Below are 16,227 nucleotides of genomic sequence, written 5' to 3'. Positions count from 1 at the left end.
ATTGGTCATGAAGATTTTCATTTCGGCAGATATTGAGGGTATTGCCGGGGTAATGCGCCCGGAACAGTGCAGCCCTGGGACGGCGGAATATCAGCTCGCCCGCGGGCTGATGGAGCAGGAGGTCAACGCCGCGGTTGACGGCGCCTTTGCCGGCGGCGCCACCGAAGTCGTGGTCGCCGACAGCCATGCCGCCATGGTGAATCTGCGGGCAGAGAATATCGACTCCCGCGCCCGGCTGGTGCAGGGTAAGCCACGCGGTTTGTCGATGGTCGAAGGGCTGGAACAGCAGCAGTACGACGGCCTGATGTTTATCGGCTATCACAGCGCCGCCGGCGAGTTCGGCATACTGGCCCATACCATCAACGGCCGGGCGTTTTACCGGGTGCGCATCAACGGTGAAATCATGGGCGAAAGCGATATCTATGCCGCGGCGGGCGCGGAATACAACACGCCGCTCTGGCTAGTCAGCGGCGACGATACGCTGCAGCAGTGGATCGCCCGTTATTATCCCGCCGCCGGTTATGCCTGCGTCAAACGCGCCATTTCGCAAAATGCGGCCGAGTCGCTCAGCCCGCAATCCGCCCGCGAGCTTATCCGGCAGTCCGCCAAGAAAGCGGTGCAGACGGCGCACAACAACGTGACATCGCGTATTCAGGCGCCCTATCGCCTTGAGTTGATGGTGGCGAAACCGGTACTGGCGGATCTGTTTTGCCTGCTGCCCGGCATAGAACGACTGGATGCCGTCACCGTCGGTTATACCGCGCAGAGCATGGCGGAACTGATCAGCCTGTTAAGCGCGTTTTCTTATCTGGCGACGACGCAGAATTGACATGCGGCGCCATTCCCGCTTCCTCCGTTATAACTGATTGAAAAGAGAAATTGCAGTATGGGAAAAGCAGTAATTGTGATCCACGGCGGAGCCGGCGCGTTGACCCGCTCAGCGATGAGCACGGAGCAAGAGCAACGCTATCTGGCCGAACTGCGCGCGATCGTCGCCAGCGGACAGCAGATTCTGGCGCAGCACGGCAGCGCGCTGGACGCGGTGACCGAAGCCGTCAGACTGCTGGAGGAATGTCCGCTGTTCAATGCCGGACACGGCGCGGTGTTTACCCATAATGAAACCCACGAACTGGACGCCAGCATTATGGATGGACGCACGTTGAACGCGGGAGCGGTCAGCTGCGTCAGCCATATCCGCAATCCGGTGCTGGCCGCCAGAACCGTGTTGGAAAGCAGCCAGCACGTGATGTTTACCGCCGCGGGCGCGGAGGCATTTGCCCGTCAGCACCATTTAGACATGGTGGAGCCGGACTTTTTCTCCACCGAGGCACGCCGGCAACAGCTGCATAACGCCCAGTCAGGACAGGGAAAAGTGATACTGGATCACGACGGTCAGTCCCAGGATCCTATCGATCCCGATCGCAAATTCGGCACCGTCGGCGCCGTGGCGCTGGACTGCAACGGCAATCTGGCGGCGGCCACTTCCACCGGCGGCATGACCAATAAGCAGGCCGGACGCGTAGGCGACAGCCCGATTATCGGCGCCGGATGTTACGCCAACAACCACACCTGCGCCGTTTCCTGCACCGGCACCGGCGAAATCTTTATGCGCACCGTCGCCGCCTACGATATCTCGGCGCTGATGGAATATGCCGGACTGTCGCTGCAACAGGCCGCCGATCGCGTAGTGATGGAAAAGCTAGTGCGGCTGGAAGGCAGCGGCGGCCTGATCGCCGTCGATGGCGACGGCAACATTACGCTGCCGTTTAATAGCGAAGGGATGTACCGAGGTTACGGTTATGTCGGCGAAGATCCGGTAGCCAGTATTTATCGGTGATAGGAAGTAAGCGGCTCGGGCAACCTCCTCTTAAGAGGAGGGGAGTTTGCAGGTTCTAACCCCTCCAACCCTCCCCCTCAGAAAAAGGGGGTTTGTGATTTTCAAGCATAGTGAAAGCCTGCGCGCAATAGGAAAATATCATTCCTCATGGCTTTTCTTTCGAGCCGCTTTCCAGAATGAGCAATACGGCCTTTACGCACGAACGCCATTCGCTACTCTGACTGTCGTAAGGAATATAAACGGTCAGGGACGACATGCAATCACACGATGCAATCTGTAAACAATTTCTCAGCGATATTGATGTAGCTCGGGATTTTCTCTCCATCCACCTGCCACCGGATATCCGTACCCGCTGTGATTTCAACACGCTGCAACTGGAGTCCGCCTCGTTTATTGATGAAGAACTGCGCGCACGGGTTTCCGATATGCTCTATTCCCTGCGCACTACCGCCGGACAGAGTTATATCTATTGTTTAATCGAACACCAGAGCAGGCCGGAAAAGCTGATGGCCTTCCGTCTGCTGCGCTACAGTCTGGCGGCGATGCAACAACATTTGACACAGGGGCATAAGCAGTTGCCGCTGGTGGTGCCGTTATTGTTCTATCAGGGAGGACGCAGCCCGTATCCGTACAGCCTGTGCTGGCTGGATAGCTTTGCCGACCCATCATTGGCGCAACAACTGTACGCAAAAGCCTTTCCACTGGTGGACTTGACCGTTATCCCTGATGATGAGATCAAAACCCATCGGCGGGCGGCGCTGCTGGAGCTGGTGCAAAAACATATCCGCACGCGGGATATGCTGGAACTGGCGCGAGATATCGGGTTATTATTTGAGCGCTGGCAGGTGCCGCTGACGCAGAAACGGGCATTGCTGTTTTATATTGCGCAAACCGGCAATACATCCAGACCAGCCGACTTTATCGAGAGAGTGTCAGCGCCGCTATCAACGGATCGGGAGGAGATAATGACGATTGCACAACAGTTGGAACAGATTGGGTTTGAGAAAGGAATTCAGAGCGGTATTGAGAAAGGAATAGAACAAGGGATGAAAACCAGCGCGCGGCAGATCGCCCGCCAGCTACTGTTGACCGGTATGGCCCGCGAGCAGATCCAGCAAATCACCCAGCTTTCCGATGAAGAGATGGCTCAATTATCCGACGACATTACGCCGGATGCCGGCATCTAAGGTAGTCGCTCTCATCCGTCATTCCCGCGCATAAAAACATCGGGAATGTTTTTGAACGCCGCTTGCGGCGGCCCGAAGGACTAACGGGTAACCGGAAATCTCTCATACTCGACGCCGCCAGCGAAAGCAGGTTCCCGCTTACTACCGTGGGGACGACGGAGCCTGCGAAAACCAGCGGCCCCGCGAGTCCCTTCAGCGCCGATATCTCACGATCCGGCTGCGGTTCAGCAATAGCCTCATACCGTCGCCCTCGAGCTGGATGGCAAAACGTTTTTCCCACGGACCATCCTGCGCCGTTGCCAGCAGGCGGCCTTTACCCAGAGAAATCAGCGATGCGGTAATGGCCGCCGGGCCAATCCCCATCACCAGCCGGTCGCCCGTAATCACCAGTTCGCTGCGCCACTGCGGGTAGAACCAGCGCCCTTGCGCCTGCTCAATGCTGTCATCCGCTTCTACCGGCAGGAAACGACGGGGCACATGACCAATCTCCCCTTCTATCGCCGCCCCGTTCTGCCGCAGCCGCATCGGCATATGGCTGGAAAGCGATACCGCTTGCGCCGGATCGCGATCGCGGTACAGCGTATCGCCCGCCCCCAGCCAGCAGGCGGTATTGCCGCTAATCTCCAGCCAATCGCTGCCGCTGTCGGAAGCATACAGACCGCTGGTCAACGCATGTCCCGGCTGCGGCAACGGCTGCTCCAGCAGAGCGGCCATAATGTACAGCGCGCTATCATAGGTGGCGACGTCTTCCCGGTTTGCCACCAGCGCCACCCCCGCTCCCTGCTGTGGATCGAGCAGGAAATAGGTTTTATAGCCGGCATGGGAACCGCCGTGCCCGACCAGATGCGCGTCGCCAAGCTGCGTGCGGGCGATGCCCAGCCCATACCCGGTGGTGCGTCCATCCGCTAACCGGCGCGGCGCGGAAAGCCGGGCCAGAACGCCGGCTCCCGGCCCATCATCGCGCAGCAGCGTTTGTAGCCAGACGCTCAGATCGCGCACGCTGCCGGCCACGCTGCCGGACGCGGACAAATGCAGGCCGGCGCTGGCCAACTGCCAGCCGCTTTTCCCCTGCCAGTAGCCGGGCACCAGACCGGGAACGATATCAAACCAGGTTTCCGGCGCGTACAGGCGAATATTCAGCGGCTCGCAAACGTACTGTTGCAGCAGATCGGCAAACAGGATGCCTTTGGCTTTCAACGCCTCTTCCACCAGCCGATAACCAGTATTGGAATAGGAAATTTCACTGCCGGCCGGATAGTTCAATTCCCCCATATCGGCCTCAAACTGAAGCAAATCGGCGGCCTGCGTCGCGTTGTAAACCGATAATCCCAAAAGGGACAGCGTTTCACGAATATCGTCCAGACCCGCGGTCATATCCAGCGCCTGCCCCACGCTAACCCGGCCATTCGCGCCGGTCAGTTGCGGAAGATGCTGCGCCAGCGTATCCGTCAGTGAAATTTTGCCGGCCATCGGCCCGGTCACCATCGCCGCGAACAGATGCTTGGTGACCGACGCAAAACGCACCACGCTGCTGGTGCTGAATGGCGTACCTTGCGCCAGATCCGCCAGCCCGCCGCAGCAGGCGGCCTGGATCTGTTCGCGGTCAAACAGCACAATCGCGCCGCCGGGTTGATGCTTGTGATCCCAGCATTCGGTTATTGATTGGGCGACCTCGGTCGCCCGTTTCCAGTTCAATGTCATGCGGGCTCCTCTAACGCCATACTTAACGCATAAAGTTCTGTGGTGTGCGGGTGCCGCATGCGGCCCGCGCGTAAATCCTCGGCGCTCAGTATCTCGACCATTTCGCCGTGCTGCATCACGCCGACCTGCTCGCACAAATGGGTGACCACCGCCAGATTGTGACTCACCATCAGATAGGTGAGTTTGCGCTCCTGACGGATATCCATCAATAGATTGAGAATTTCCGCCTGTACCGACACATCCAGAGCGGAAGTCGGTTCATCCAGCAGCAGCACCTCCGGTTCGGCGATCAGCGCCCGCGCGATGGCGACACGCTGACGCTGGCCGCCGGACAGCTGATGAGGGAAACGAAAACGCACCGTTGACGGTAGCCCCACGTCGTCAAGCGCCTGAGCAATACGCTGCTCCGCGCGATCGATGTGATGCACCAGCAGAGGCTCTTGCAAAATACGGTCGATCGTCTGGCGGGGATGCAGGGAACCGTAGGGATCCTGAAACACCATCTGCACCTGACGAAAGAAATCGCGGCCGCGGTGGGCCGACAGCGCCATGCCGCCGAACAGCATGCTGCCCTGCCAGTCATGGTTAAGCCCGGCCAGCGCGCGCAAAATCGTCGATTTTCCCGAACCGCTTTCACCAACAATGCCAAAACTGGCGCCGCTTTCCACCTCAAAAGAGACGCCTTTCACCACGGCGGTCGAGCCGAATGAAATACGTAAGTTATCAAGTATAATCATCAGTTTTTCCAGGCCGCATCACGTTTCATCACCGGAAGCCGATCCCGCGGATGTTTCAGAGAGGGAAGACATGCCAGCAATCCCTGAGTATAAGGGTGCTGGGCCTGATGCAGTTCGCTGGCGGCCAGCATTTCGACAATCCGGCCGGCATACATCACCGCCACCCGATCGCAGAAATGCGATACCAGCGGCAGGTCGTGACTGATCAGAATCAGCCCCATTCCCCGCTGGGAAACCAGATCGTCAATCAGCTTAAGAATATCAGCCTGTACGGTGGCATCCAGCGCGCTGGTCGGTTCATCGGCGATCAGCAGTTCCGGATCGGGCGCCAGCATCATGGCGATCATCGCCCGCTGCCCCATCCCGCCCGACACCTCATGCGGATAGCGGGCGGCGACCTGTTCCGGATCCCGAATACGCACCTGTTCCAACAGTTCGATAGCCGCCGCCATCGCCGCCCGTTTACTGCCGCCTTTGTGCTCCCGCCAGGCTTCGGCAATCTGCTGGCCGATGGTCATCACCGGATTCAGAGAGTATTTCGGATCCTGCAAAATGAATCCGACGCGCTTACCGCGGATCCGGCGCATGGTTTTTTCATTGGCGCCGCGCAGATCGATACCGTCAAAGCTGAGCTTATCCGCCTGGATCTGCGCGTTGCCCGGCAGTAACTGCATCAGACTGCGGGCGGTCAGCGATTTGCCGGAGCCGCTCTCCCCGACGATGGCGAACTTCTCTTTACCAATGCTCAGAGAAACGCCGCGCACCGCCTCGGATCTTTCGCTCCGGCTGGTAAACGTGATGCGAAGATTTTCAATTTCCACCAGCATTTAACGCTCCTTTGGATCCAGTACGTCACGCAGACCGTCACCTAAAAAGTTAAACGCCAGCGAAGTCAGGAAGATCGCCACACAGGGCATCAGCGGCACCCACCATTCGGTAAACAGGAAACGCCGCGCGGTGGCGATCATCGTTCCCCATTCCGGCGACGGCGGCTGCGCCCCCATGCCCAGAAAGCCCAGGCTGGCCGCCGTGATGATGATCGAACTCATATCCAGCGTGATGCGCACGATCAGGCTGGGTACGCACAACGGCATGATATGGCGCAGAATAATGCGCATTGGCGTCGCCCCGGTCAGGCGATTGGCGGCAATGAAGTCGCTGTGGCGGAACTGCATGGTTTCCGCCCGCGCCAGCCGGGCATACGGCGGCCAGGAAGTAAGGGCGATCGCCAGAATGGCGCTTTCCACGCCGGGCTTTAACGCCGCCACGAAGGCCAGCGCCAGAATCAGGCGCGGAAATGACAGAAAGATATCCGTCACGCGCATCAGAATCTTATCCAGCAGCCCGCCGGCGTAACCGGCGACACAGCCCACCAGCAAACCGATAGGCGCGGTGAGCGCCACAACGGCAATCACCATACCCAGCGTGGTACGGCCGCCGTACAGGATGCGGGTGTAGATATCGCGCCCCAGTTCATCCGTGCCTAGCCAGTGCTTGGCGGAAGGCGGCGCCAGCCGGTTAGCCAGATCCTGAAAACCCGGGTTGAAAGAGGTTAATAACGGCGCCGCCAGCGACAACAGCAGCACGGACAAAATAACGACCAGCCCCATCATCGCCATCGGATTGGCCCGTAATCCCAGCCACAGCCGGTAGCGCCGGCCCCATACTGCCTGGCGGCGTGTTACGGGCGTTTCGTCGAGCAACCAAGCTCGTGATACAGGAAAAATCATTTTACGCGGGGATCCCAAAGTCGGTAGAGAATATCGGCACAAAGATTCAGCAAGACGTACAGCGTGCCGACTAACAGCGTGGTGCCAACCACCGGGTTCATATCGGCGTTCATCAACGCCGTGGTGAGGTATTGCCCCAGACCCGGCCAGGAGAAGACGTTCTCCGTCACCACCGCGCCTTCCAGCAAACCGGCATAGGTCAGCGCCAGCACCGTCACCAGTTGCACCGCCACCGTCGGGAAGGCGTGACGCCAGATGACGCGGCGTGATGACAACCCTTTAGCCCGCGCGGTAATGACGAATTCACCGCTCAGCGCATTGAGCATAAAGGTGCGCGTCATGCGCGTGATATAGGCCATGCTGAAATACGCCAGTATCAGCACCGGCTGCGCCATATGGGCGACGGCGTCCTTAAAGGCGTCGTAATCGCCGGCCAGCAGGGAATCCACCGTCAACAGCCCGGTCACCTGCGGCACCATGTCCTGGAAAATAATGTCCTGACGCCCCGGCCCCGGCGCGATGCCCAGCACCGCATAGAAAATCAGCAGGCTGAGCAGCGCCAGCACAAACACCGGCAGAGAATGTCCGGCCAGGCAGACCACCCGGATGGTTTGATCGATCCAGGAGCCCTGACGCACCGCCGCCCATACGCCGAGCGGAATGCCGACCAGCGCGGCGATAATAATCGCGGCGGTCGCCAGTTCCAGCGTGGCGGGGAAAAAGCGCGCGATATCCGTTATCACCGGGTTGGACGTTAGTACCGAATTACCCAGGTCGCCTTGCAGCAGTTGGTGCAGGTAACGAATAAACTGTACCCATAACGGCTGGTCCAGCCCCATTTCCTGACGCACGCGCGCCACGACTGATTCCGGCGCGTTGTCGCCAACCACCGCCAACACCGGATCGGTCGGCATGACCCGACCGATGAAGAATGTCAGCACCGACAGGCCGAACAGCGTCAGAATCAAGCTCCCCAGCGTACTGAGGAAACGTTTGAATACCGACATTACGCTTTTTTCACCTGATCATAAGCACTATCACGCAGTACCGTCATGTTGACGCCACTGATATTCTTACGGCAGGCAATCGGCAGCGTATTCTGCATCAGCATAATAAACGGGCTGTGTTCCCGGTGTTCACGCTGGATGGTTTCATACAGCGCAATACGCTTATCCGCATCGCTTTCATGCAGCGCCTGCTCGGTCAGCGTATTGAACTTCTCGTCTGACCAGCCGCAACGCCATGCCAGCGTGCGGTTACGGGCATTTTCGCTGTTATCGGTGTTTACGCAGAAGGTTTCGGTATTGGAGTTGGGATCGAAATAGTCCGCGCCCCAGGCGGTAATGGCCAACTGATGCTGACGGGCGCGCATTTTGGTCAATACCTGACGGTTCTCCGACGAAATCAGCCTGACTTTGATGCCGATAGCCCCCAGTTGCGTCTGGATCGCCTGGGCGATATCGGGATAAGGCTGGGCGGAGTAGTGATCGAGGGTGATCTCGAAGCCGTCCGGGTAACCCGCTTCCGCCAGCAGGGCTTTAGCCTTGGCGATATCCTGGTGGAACGGGGTATCGTCCAGCGCGGCCGGGAACCCGCCGGGCAGAAAACTTTGATGCACGCGGTGCGTCAGCGGAATGATGTTTTTCTGGATGCCTTCATAATCCACCGCCCACTTCAGCGCCTGCCAGACCTGCGGTTTTTTCAGCAGTTCATTGGTGGTGTTGCAGGACATCAGCATAATGGTGGAGACATCCTTGCGAATAACATGGTAATTGTCGTCGTTCAGAATCGGGCGCAGCTGTTCGCTGGTCAGATCGCGGGCGATATCGACGTCCCCTTTCTGCAACATCAGCAACTGGGCGGACGGATCGACAATATGCTTCATGATGATGCGCTGAATTTTGCTGTCGGTCGGGTAATGGGAATTTTTCTCCAGGATCACGCTCTCGCTGGCTTTCCATGCGCGCAGGGTAAACGGCCCCGAACCGGCGCTGTGCTGTTTCACCCAGGCGTTGCCCAGATCGTCCCCCTGCTGATTGGCCAACGCCGTTTTCTTCTGCACAATGCTGCCCACCGGCGCCGACAGACAATACAGCAGGAAAGTTTCCGCCGCGGGCTGGTCCAGATTAATCACCAGCGTATGAGCGTCCGGCGCGGCAACGTGCTGCTCAACGTTATCCTTGGTGAAACCGAACTGGTTAATGATAAACGCCGGGCTTTTATCCAGCTTGACCGCGCGCTGCAATGAAAACGCCGCGTCTTCCGCCGTTACCGCGCTGCCGTCGGAGAATTTGGCGTTGGGATCGAGGTGGAACGTAAAGGTTTTTCCCTCGTTGCTCACTTCCCAACTGGTCGCCAACTCGCCCTTCACTTCGCTCGGTTTCTCCGGATTCGGCATCACCAAACGCTGATAAAGGTTACCGGCGATTTCAGAACCGACAGACTCAAAACTTTCATGCGGATCGAGACTGGTCATGTTATCCAGTTGTATCGCCATCACCAACATGGTGGGCGGGGTGGCGGCAAACGCAGAGTGAAGATTCAGATAGGAAAGGAATGGTACGGCGCCGCATCCGGCAAGAAAATGTCTCCTGGTAATCATAAACACCTCAACCTGTTGATATTAAATAATTTTTTGTTTTTTATTTCATATTTTCGTCTTGACATCGACAAACAAGGCGGGCTTAAAATGAATGAACTAAGGCGTGATTTTTTTCCTTAGCGGCGGTTCTCCATTTTGGTGCATTAGCACCAAAATGGAACAAACCAACGCCCCATTACATCGCATCCAGAGCCGGTACTTGTGACTATGCCAGACAATCAGCTACCCATCAGTGAACCAATCCCTGTTTTCGACGGACATAATGACGTACTCCTGCGTCTTTGGTCTTCTCACCGGGCTAACCCGGCGGAGGCCTTTCTAAACGGTCCGGCGGCAGGCCAGATCGACCTGCCCCGCATCCGGCAGGGCCGTTTTGCCGGCGGTTTGTTTGCCGCCTATGTTCCTTCGCCCAAGGCAGCAGCAAAATCTGTACCAGAAAGCGGAGGGCTGTTTGTTCCCCACGCCACGCCGACGATGGAAAACGCCAGAGAGGTAACGTTTTCATTGATTTCCACCCTGCTGCGCATTGAGGCGGAATCCGCCGGGCAGGCCAAAATCTGCCGTAGCGCGGCGGATATCCGCCAGTGTATGACCGAGGGCGTGCTGGCCATGGTGATGCATATCGAAGGCGCCGAAGCGATCGATCCCGATCTGGAACTGCTGGATATCTTGCACGCGGCCGGCTTGCGCACGCTGGGGCCGGTATGGAGCCGCCCGAATATTTTTGGTCAGGGCGTGCCGTTCCGTTTCCCCTCAACGCCGGATACCGGAGACGGGCTGACGGAAGCGGGGAAACGCCTGGTGCGGGCCTGCAACGCCAAGCGCATTATGGTGGATCTCTCGCATATGGATGAAAAAGGCTTCTGGCAAACCGCCGACATCACCGACGCCCCGCTGGTCGCCAGTCATTCCAACGCGCACGCGCTCTGCGCCCAATCGCGTAACCTGACGGACAGCCAACTGGCCGCTATTCGGGAAAGCCATGGCTTTGTCGGCGTGAACTTCGGCACCATGTTCCTGCGCGAAGATGGGAAAAAAGATCCTAATGCGACGGTGGAAGAGATCGTTCGCCATGTTGATTATCTGCTGACCAAACTGGGCGAAGACGGCGTCGGTTTAGGTTCGGACTTCGACGGCACCACCGTCCCGCCGGATCTGGCCGATGTCGCCGGGCTGCCGCGGCTGGTCAATGCGCTGGCGCAACGGGGCTACGATCGCCCGTTGCTGGAAAAGATTTGCTACGGCAACTGGCTGCGCGTGCTGGAAACCACCTGGGGAGCCTAGTTTAAAATTCAGCACCGCAAAGGGAGTATGACCCCTGCTGTATGGCGTGGATATTGCATATATATTGCCGACAACGTTGTGCCTGACGGCACAACCACCACCCAAAAGATACACAGGGCGTACTCCCATGCGTTTACGACACATCGAAATTTTTCAGGCTATCGTGCAGGCGGGAACCATCAGCGGCGCCGCCCGTTTGCTGAATGTTTCCCAGCCTAATGTCAGCCGGGTGCTTAATCACGCTGAGCAACAGCTTGGCTTCGCGCTGTTTGAACGGCATACGCAAGGCATGATCGCCACGAAAGAGGGCCGCCGCCTGATCCCCAAAGTTCAGGAGTTGTTCAAACATTTGCAAACGATCAGCTCCTTGACCGAACAGATCAAAACCGGCAAAGAGCAATCCGTCCGTCTTGGCGCCGCACATGCTTTCGGGCAGATGATTGTCGCACCTGCGCTGGTGGAATTTCATAAACAGGAAACGCGGATCGATGTGGAGCTGGTCACGGAGCACTTCAGCACCCTTTGCCTGAATATTCTGCAAGATCAGTTGGATTTCGCCCTGGTTTTCGGTCAGCAGGTGCCTGCGGCATTGCTGGCGGAACCGTTGTTTCAATCTTCCATGGTGGCGTTGTTGCCGAAAGACAGCCCGGTGAACGGTCCCGTTTCGCTCGAATGGCTGTGCGCCAATAATCTGTTGATGATGCAGCATCAGGATCCGCTCGGCCAGGTATTACACCGGGCGTTACGCGATCGGAACCTGAAACCGGCGGCCTCGCTGTACATCAAGACCTACTCGGTGATTGCCGATATGGTATTGGCCGGCGGCGGCGTCGGTGTAGTCGATCTTTTTACCGCCTGTCGTTATGCCGACCTGCTTAAAATCGTTCCTATCGACCAGCCCTTACCGTTCGAAGTGACGCTGATTAGCCGCCGGGATAATCCGCAGTCGCGGGCGACATTGCAGCTAAAACAGATGATGAAAAGCAAATGCCAGGAGATCGCCAAACAGAACGAAGCGCTATTGCACGCGGCATAACCCGCACTGACATCGATAGCATCAAGCCCCGCTTTCAGGCGGCCCGACGGCCTGCCCGTCGATTTTGTTCTACCCTGCCCGGAGACACAACGTTATAATCCCCCTCATCATTCGCTTTACAGGTATGCACCAATGATTCGCAGTATGACCGCTTACGCCCGACGAGAAGTCAAGGGTGACTGGGGCAGCGCAGCTTGGGAACTGCGTTCAGTTAACCAGCGCTATCTGGAAACCTACATCCGTTTGCCAGAACAGTTCCGCAGTCTAGAGCCAGTTATCCGCGATCGCATCCGCGCCCGCCTGACCCGCGGTAAAATTGAATGCAACCTGCGTTTTGATCTGGATCCACGGGCGCAAAGCTCGCTGATTCTGAATGAAAACCTGGCTAAACAACTGGTTAACGCCGCCAACTGGGTAAAAATGCAAAGCGATGAAGGGGAAATCAACCCGGTCGATATCCTGCGCTGGCCCGGCGTGATGGCGGCGGAAGAGCAGGATTTGGATGCCATCAGCGCCGAGTTGTTACAAGCATTAGACCGCACGCTGGATGATTTCATCAGCGCGCGGGAAAGCGAAGGCAATGCCTTAAAAGCGCTGATTGAACAACGGCTGGCCGGCGTCAGCGCCGAAGTCGCCAAAGTCCGCGCGCAGATGCCGAACATCCTGCAATGGCAACGCGAACGGCTGCTCAGCAAGCTGGAAGACGCGCAGGTTCAGTTGGAAAACAACCGGCTGGAGCAGGAACTGGTCATCATGGCTCAGCGCATCGACGTCGCGGAAGAGCTCGATCGCCTGGAAGCCCACGTGGCGGAAACCTATAAAATCCTAAAGAAAGAGGAAGCCGTGGGCCGCCGCCTGGATTTTATGATGCAGGAATTCAACCGCGAATCGAACACGCTGGCGTCCAAATCCATCAACGCCGACGTCACCACCTCCGCCATCGAACTGAAAGTGCTTATCGAACAAATGCGGGAACAAATCCAGAATATCGAGTAACGTCCACCCTGTTCCACCGACTGCCACAACGCCCTGTTTTCAGGGCGTTTTTGTTGCCATCAACGTCTACTGCGTGCTACCCGAATCCACCGAAATCCACTGCCAAACGGGTAGTACATTGGGTAGTACAATCGCTTTACAAGCCAAAATGTTCGTTTTATAACCTATGTACTACCCACTTTTTCGCGCAGGCCACGATTGACGGGCGCTGGCGGGATACCTTAGGGAGGCAGGGCATGGGAAATCTGACCGTTAAAACCATACAGTCCATCCTGAAAGCAAGCCGTCCCGGACGATACAGCGACGGTCAGGGGCTGTATCTGATGCTGCCGCAGCGCGGCGAACCTTACTGGATGCTGCGCTATACCCTGAATGCCAAACGCCGTTCGCTCACGCTGGGCAAATCGTCCGATCTGTCGCTGGCGGAAGCCCGCTCTCAGACCGAAGACGCCCGCAGGAAGGTCAGAAAAGGCGACGATCCCATAGCCGAACGTAAACACAATCGCCCCGCCAGAATCCATACCGTCAACGATCTGTTTAACGACTGGAAACAGGATTTGGCGCGACGCCTTAAGCACCCGCATATCCCACAGCGGATCTTCGCCAGAGAGATCGCGCCACACATTGGCGAGCTGGCGTTAGGCAAGGTCACACCGCTGGACATACGCGCCATCATCCAGCAAATCACCGCCAGCGGCAGACCCTGCACCGCCAACGATGCGCTGATGTACCTGAAACAACTGTTTAATCACGGCATAAAACTTGGGCTTCTCGTCCATAACCCGGCGGCGGCGTTCAAGGTGGATGATGCGGGCGGCATTGAAAAAAGCCGCGATCGGGCGTTGAGTCTGGAAGAGTTGACGCAGGTTTTTCAGGTATTCCGCAACCAGAGCGACAGCTTCACTCGCGATAACTATCTGGCTTGCGCATTACTGATCGTGCTTGGCGTACGCAAAAGCGAACTGACCGAAGCCCAATGGGATGAATTTTCCCTCGAAGACGCAACGTGGGAACTGCCTGCGACAAGGAGCAAATCGGGCGTCGCCATTGTGATTCCCCTACCCCCGCTGACGCTGGAATGGCTGCGGGAATTGAAGATACGCGCCTACGGTTCAGCATATGTATTCCCCAACCGCCGGGCCAGCGGTTCGCCGCATATGGGCAGCGATACCCTCAACCGGGCGATCGCCAAACTTTTCGGCCGCGAACCGGGAAGGAAAATTCAACCGCCCAACCGCATGGGTGAACTTGAACCGTTCACCGTACACGACCTGCGCCGCACCTGCCGCAGCCTGCTGGCCGCGTTAGGCGTTCCGGGTTATGTCGCCGAACGGTGCCTTAATCATAAGCTGAAAGGCGTTGAAGGCATTTATGATCGGTATGATTACTTTGAGGAACGGCGGGAAGCGCATTGTAAACTGGCAGAGCTCGTTAAGCCGATTATTGAGAACAACGAGCGGCACAGCACTTCGAACGAACAGAGCAATAACGCAGACAAGCGCTATTTTTTCGTAGGGTGATAATTCAGAATGATTTCGGCAAGATCGTCTTCGACGGTATAAAAATAGCAGGCAGGAACATCAAGCACCGCCGCCAGTCGGCAGGCAAGATCAAAATCAGGCGTATGCACACCGCGCTCATATTGGTTCATCCGCGCGCTGGCCGTGGCTTCATCAATACCCGCCAGAACCCCAAGCCGCTGTTGCGACAGGCCCGCTCTTAGTCTGGCTTCTTTTAAACGATGTGGCAGCATGAGGATCCCGACTTACACGATATGTAAGCCGTAGTTTTCACGCTAACCTATTGAAAATATACTAAGCATTACTTAGTGATGCTTTCTCAACTACTCGTTTTTATTGCTTAAATCCAGAAAGAGGGAGATTTAAAAAGCGTCGGTATTTTTCTGGCGGGCGTAAGTAAGGATGATTTCCGCTAAATCATCTTCAACGGTGTAAAAATAACTGGCAGGGGTATTCAACACAGCGGCTAACCTGCACACCAGTTCAAAATCAGGAGTATGCACGCCGCGCTCATATTGATTCATCCGTGCGCTGGCCGTCGCCTCATCGATACCGGCGAGCACACCAAGCTGCTGCTGCGATAAACCGGCTTTTAATCTGGCTTCCTTCAAACGATATGGCAGCATGAGAATCCCGACCGACTGGATAACCAGCGGTGATTTTCATGTCTGCCTGTTGAAAATGTACTAAGTATTACTTAGTATTGATGTTGAAAAATTATTCTGTCTCTACGATCAAGGAGGGAGCATGACTAACAAAATTGATATGCATCCGGCAGACATAATTGCCTCGTTACACAAGAAAAAGATAACGATGGCAGCGGTATCCCGGCAGGCAGGATTAAGCTCTTCAACGCTGGCGAACGTGCTTACCCGCCCGTGGCCGAAAGGCGAATTTCTGATCGCGGAGGCATTAGGTATTCATCCGTCGGAGATCTGGCCGAGCCGCTACTTCGATGAAGAAGGCAACCTGATTGAACGCCACAAGCAGATCAGAAAAAAATCCGCCTGACTTCCCCCATTTTCACCCGACTTGCAGACGGATCGTGTTTTCCCCCACCAGAAAACGGCGATCTGGCATTCAACCCCGTCAGCATGCGGTTTTTGGTCATTCTCCCCACCTGACTCCGCTATATACGTGGATAGTGGGGGAACCCGGTTTTTTTGGGCCGGGTTCCCCCACCAGTACCACATAGGTAACACTTAATTCCCCATTTCAGTGCCAATCTGATCTTTTTCCCTGGCTGGCGGGGTTACCTGAAGAACGTGAACTGATGGGCCAGCTAGGGGAAAGGGCCTACGCCGTTCTGCCGTAGACCTGCTGCACATACCGCCCGCGCCCGTCTCCATGCCCTAAATCCATCGACACCAGTGAGCTGGCTTACCGGTTGCTGAAACCGGGTATGGCTGCCGCCAGCCTGTCGGACTAGCGTTTGCATCTCCCGGCTTAATCGTGACATATGCTATCCCCTCATCCTCAATAACCTCTGTTCTCCGGCGCACGGCGATTTACGACACGGGGAAACCGTGCCGCACTGAACAATACCTGCGCGCCGGAGCGGCAGTGGTTGAGGTATGACGGAGATATCGGTTATGCA

Annotated in this window: 16 protein-coding genes; 8 read left to right on the top strand and 8 right to left on the bottom strand. The window is 56.9% G+C overall.

Annotated features, from left to right (window positions below):
- Window positions 1–7 precede the first annotated feature (7 nt).
- The 3 genes from ACN28R_RS19800 (at window position 8) to ACN28R_RS19790 (ending at window position 3,024) form a co-directional block, all read left to right on the top strand.
- Entirely contained in the window at window positions 8–829 is an 822-nt protein-coding gene (locus ACN28R_RS19800) for a M55 family metallopeptidase (RefSeq protein WP_095835294.1), read from the top strand.
- Between the two features lie 57 nt (window positions 830–886).
- The gene (locus ACN28R_RS19795; RefSeq protein ID WP_095835293.1) at window positions 887–1,837 is read left to right on the top strand and encodes an isoaspartyl peptidase/L-asparaginase family protein; all 951 of its coding nucleotides are present in this window, start codon (window positions 887–889) and stop codon (window positions 1,835–1,837) included.
- Window positions 1,838–2,091: 254 nt separating this feature from the next.
- Window positions 2,092–3,024 (top strand): Rpn family recombination-promoting nuclease/putative transposase, encoded by a 933-nt coding sequence (locus ACN28R_RS19790; RefSeq protein WP_095835292.1) that lies wholly within the window; start codon window positions 2,092–2,094, stop codon window positions 3,022–3,024.
- Window positions 3,025–3,216: 192 nt separating this feature from the next.
- On the opposite strand, the gene ACN28R_RS19785 is transcribed toward ACN28R_RS19790, so the two are convergent.
- Genes ACN28R_RS19785 through ACN28R_RS19760 form a run of 6 tightly spaced genes read right to left on the bottom strand, consistent with a single transcriptional unit; the run spans window position 3,217 to window position 9,794 of the window.
- The gene (locus ACN28R_RS19785; protein WP_095835291.1) at window positions 3,217–4,725 is read right to left on the bottom strand and encodes a serine hydrolase domain-containing protein; all 1,509 of its coding nucleotides are present in this window, start codon (window positions 4,723–4,725) and stop codon (window positions 3,217–3,219) included.
- Window positions 4,722–5,462: an ABC transporter ATP-binding protein gene (locus ACN28R_RS19780; protein ID WP_048636993.1), complete on the bottom strand. Its 741-nt coding sequence runs from the start codon at window positions 5,460–5,462 to the stop codon at window positions 4,722–4,724. The genes ACN28R_RS19785 and ACN28R_RS19780 overlap by 4 nt, the downstream gene beginning before the upstream one ends.
- Window positions 5,462–6,289 carry an ABC transporter ATP-binding protein gene (locus ACN28R_RS19775; protein ID WP_048636992.1) on the bottom strand — a complete coding sequence of 276 codons (828 nt, stop codon included), beginning with the start codon at window positions 6,287–6,289 and terminating at the stop codon, window positions 5,462–5,464. The genes ACN28R_RS19780 and ACN28R_RS19775 overlap by 1 nt, the downstream gene beginning before the upstream one ends.
- Window positions 6,290–7,192, bottom strand: coding sequence for an ABC transporter permease (locus ACN28R_RS19770; protein ID WP_048636991.1), 903 nt, complete (start codon window positions 7,190–7,192; stop codon window positions 6,290–6,292). It lies immediately after the preceding gene.
- Window positions 7,189–8,199, bottom strand: coding sequence for an ABC transporter permease (locus ACN28R_RS19765; RefSeq protein WP_048636990.1), 1,011 nt, complete (start codon window positions 8,197–8,199; stop codon window positions 7,189–7,191). The genes ACN28R_RS19770 and ACN28R_RS19765 overlap by 4 nt, the downstream gene beginning before the upstream one ends.
- Entirely contained in the window at window positions 8,199–9,794 is a 1,596-nt protein-coding gene (locus ACN28R_RS19760) for an ABC transporter substrate-binding protein (protein WP_095835290.1), read from the bottom strand. Before ACN28R_RS19760 ends, ACN28R_RS19765 begins: the two co-directional genes overlap by 1 nt.
- Before the next feature lie 207 nt (window positions 9,795–10,001).
- Between ACN28R_RS19760 and ACN28R_RS19755 the strand changes: the two genes are divergently transcribed.
- The 4 genes from ACN28R_RS19755 (at window position 10,002) to ACN28R_RS19740 (ending at window position 14,630) form a co-directional block, all read left to right on the top strand.
- A complete protein-coding gene (locus ACN28R_RS19755) occupies window positions 10,002–11,078 on the top strand; it encodes a dipeptidase (protein ID WP_095835289.1) in 1,077 nt (358 codons plus the stop codon).
- A gap of 127 nt (window positions 11,079–11,205) precedes the next feature.
- The gene (locus ACN28R_RS19750) at window positions 11,206–12,114 is read left to right on the top strand and encodes a LysR family transcriptional regulator (RefSeq protein WP_095835288.1); all 909 of its coding nucleotides are present in this window, start codon (window positions 11,206–11,208) and stop codon (window positions 12,112–12,114) included.
- Window positions 12,115–12,246: 132 nt separating this feature from the next.
- A complete protein-coding gene (locus tag ACN28R_RS19745; RefSeq protein ID WP_095835287.1) occupies window positions 12,247–13,110 on the top strand; it encodes a YicC/YloC family endoribonuclease in 864 nt (287 codons plus the stop codon).
- Between the two features lie 236 nt (window positions 13,111–13,346).
- Complete coding sequence (locus ACN28R_RS19740; RefSeq protein ID WP_095835286.1) at window positions 13,347–14,630, top strand: tyrosine-type recombinase/integrase; 1,284 nt, start codon at window positions 13,347–13,349, stop codon at window positions 14,628–14,630.
- Here the strand turns inward: ACN28R_RS19740 and ACN28R_RS19735 are convergent.
- Entirely contained in the window at window positions 14,612–14,863 is a 252-nt protein-coding gene (locus ACN28R_RS19735; protein WP_034918379.1) for a helix-turn-helix transcriptional regulator, read from the bottom strand. The two genes, ACN28R_RS19740 and ACN28R_RS19735, sit on opposite strands and share 19 nt — an antisense overlap.
- 129 nt (window positions 14,864–14,992) lie before the next feature.
- The gene (locus ACN28R_RS19730) at window positions 14,993–15,256 is read right to left on the bottom strand and encodes a helix-turn-helix domain-containing protein (RefSeq protein WP_095835285.1); all 264 of its coding nucleotides are present in this window, start codon (window positions 15,254–15,256) and stop codon (window positions 14,993–14,995) included.
- 121 nt (window positions 15,257–15,377) lie between these two features.
- Here ACN28R_RS19730 and ACN28R_RS19725 point away from each other — a divergent pair, with 121 nt between their 5' ends.
- Window positions 15,378–15,641 carry a helix-turn-helix domain-containing protein gene (locus ACN28R_RS19725; protein ID WP_039550300.1) on the top strand — a complete coding sequence of 88 codons (264 nt, stop codon included), beginning with the start codon at window positions 15,378–15,380 and terminating at the stop codon, window positions 15,639–15,641.
- Window positions 15,642–16,227 lie beyond the last annotated feature (586 nt).

Source organism: Brenneria goodwinii, assembly GCF_002291445.1.
Classification (GTDB): Bacteria; Pseudomonadota; Gammaproteobacteria; order Enterobacterales; family Enterobacteriaceae; genus Brenneria; species Brenneria goodwinii.
Note: the sequence above shows the minus strand (reverse complement) of the source record. Positions and strands in the feature narration are given on the sequence as shown.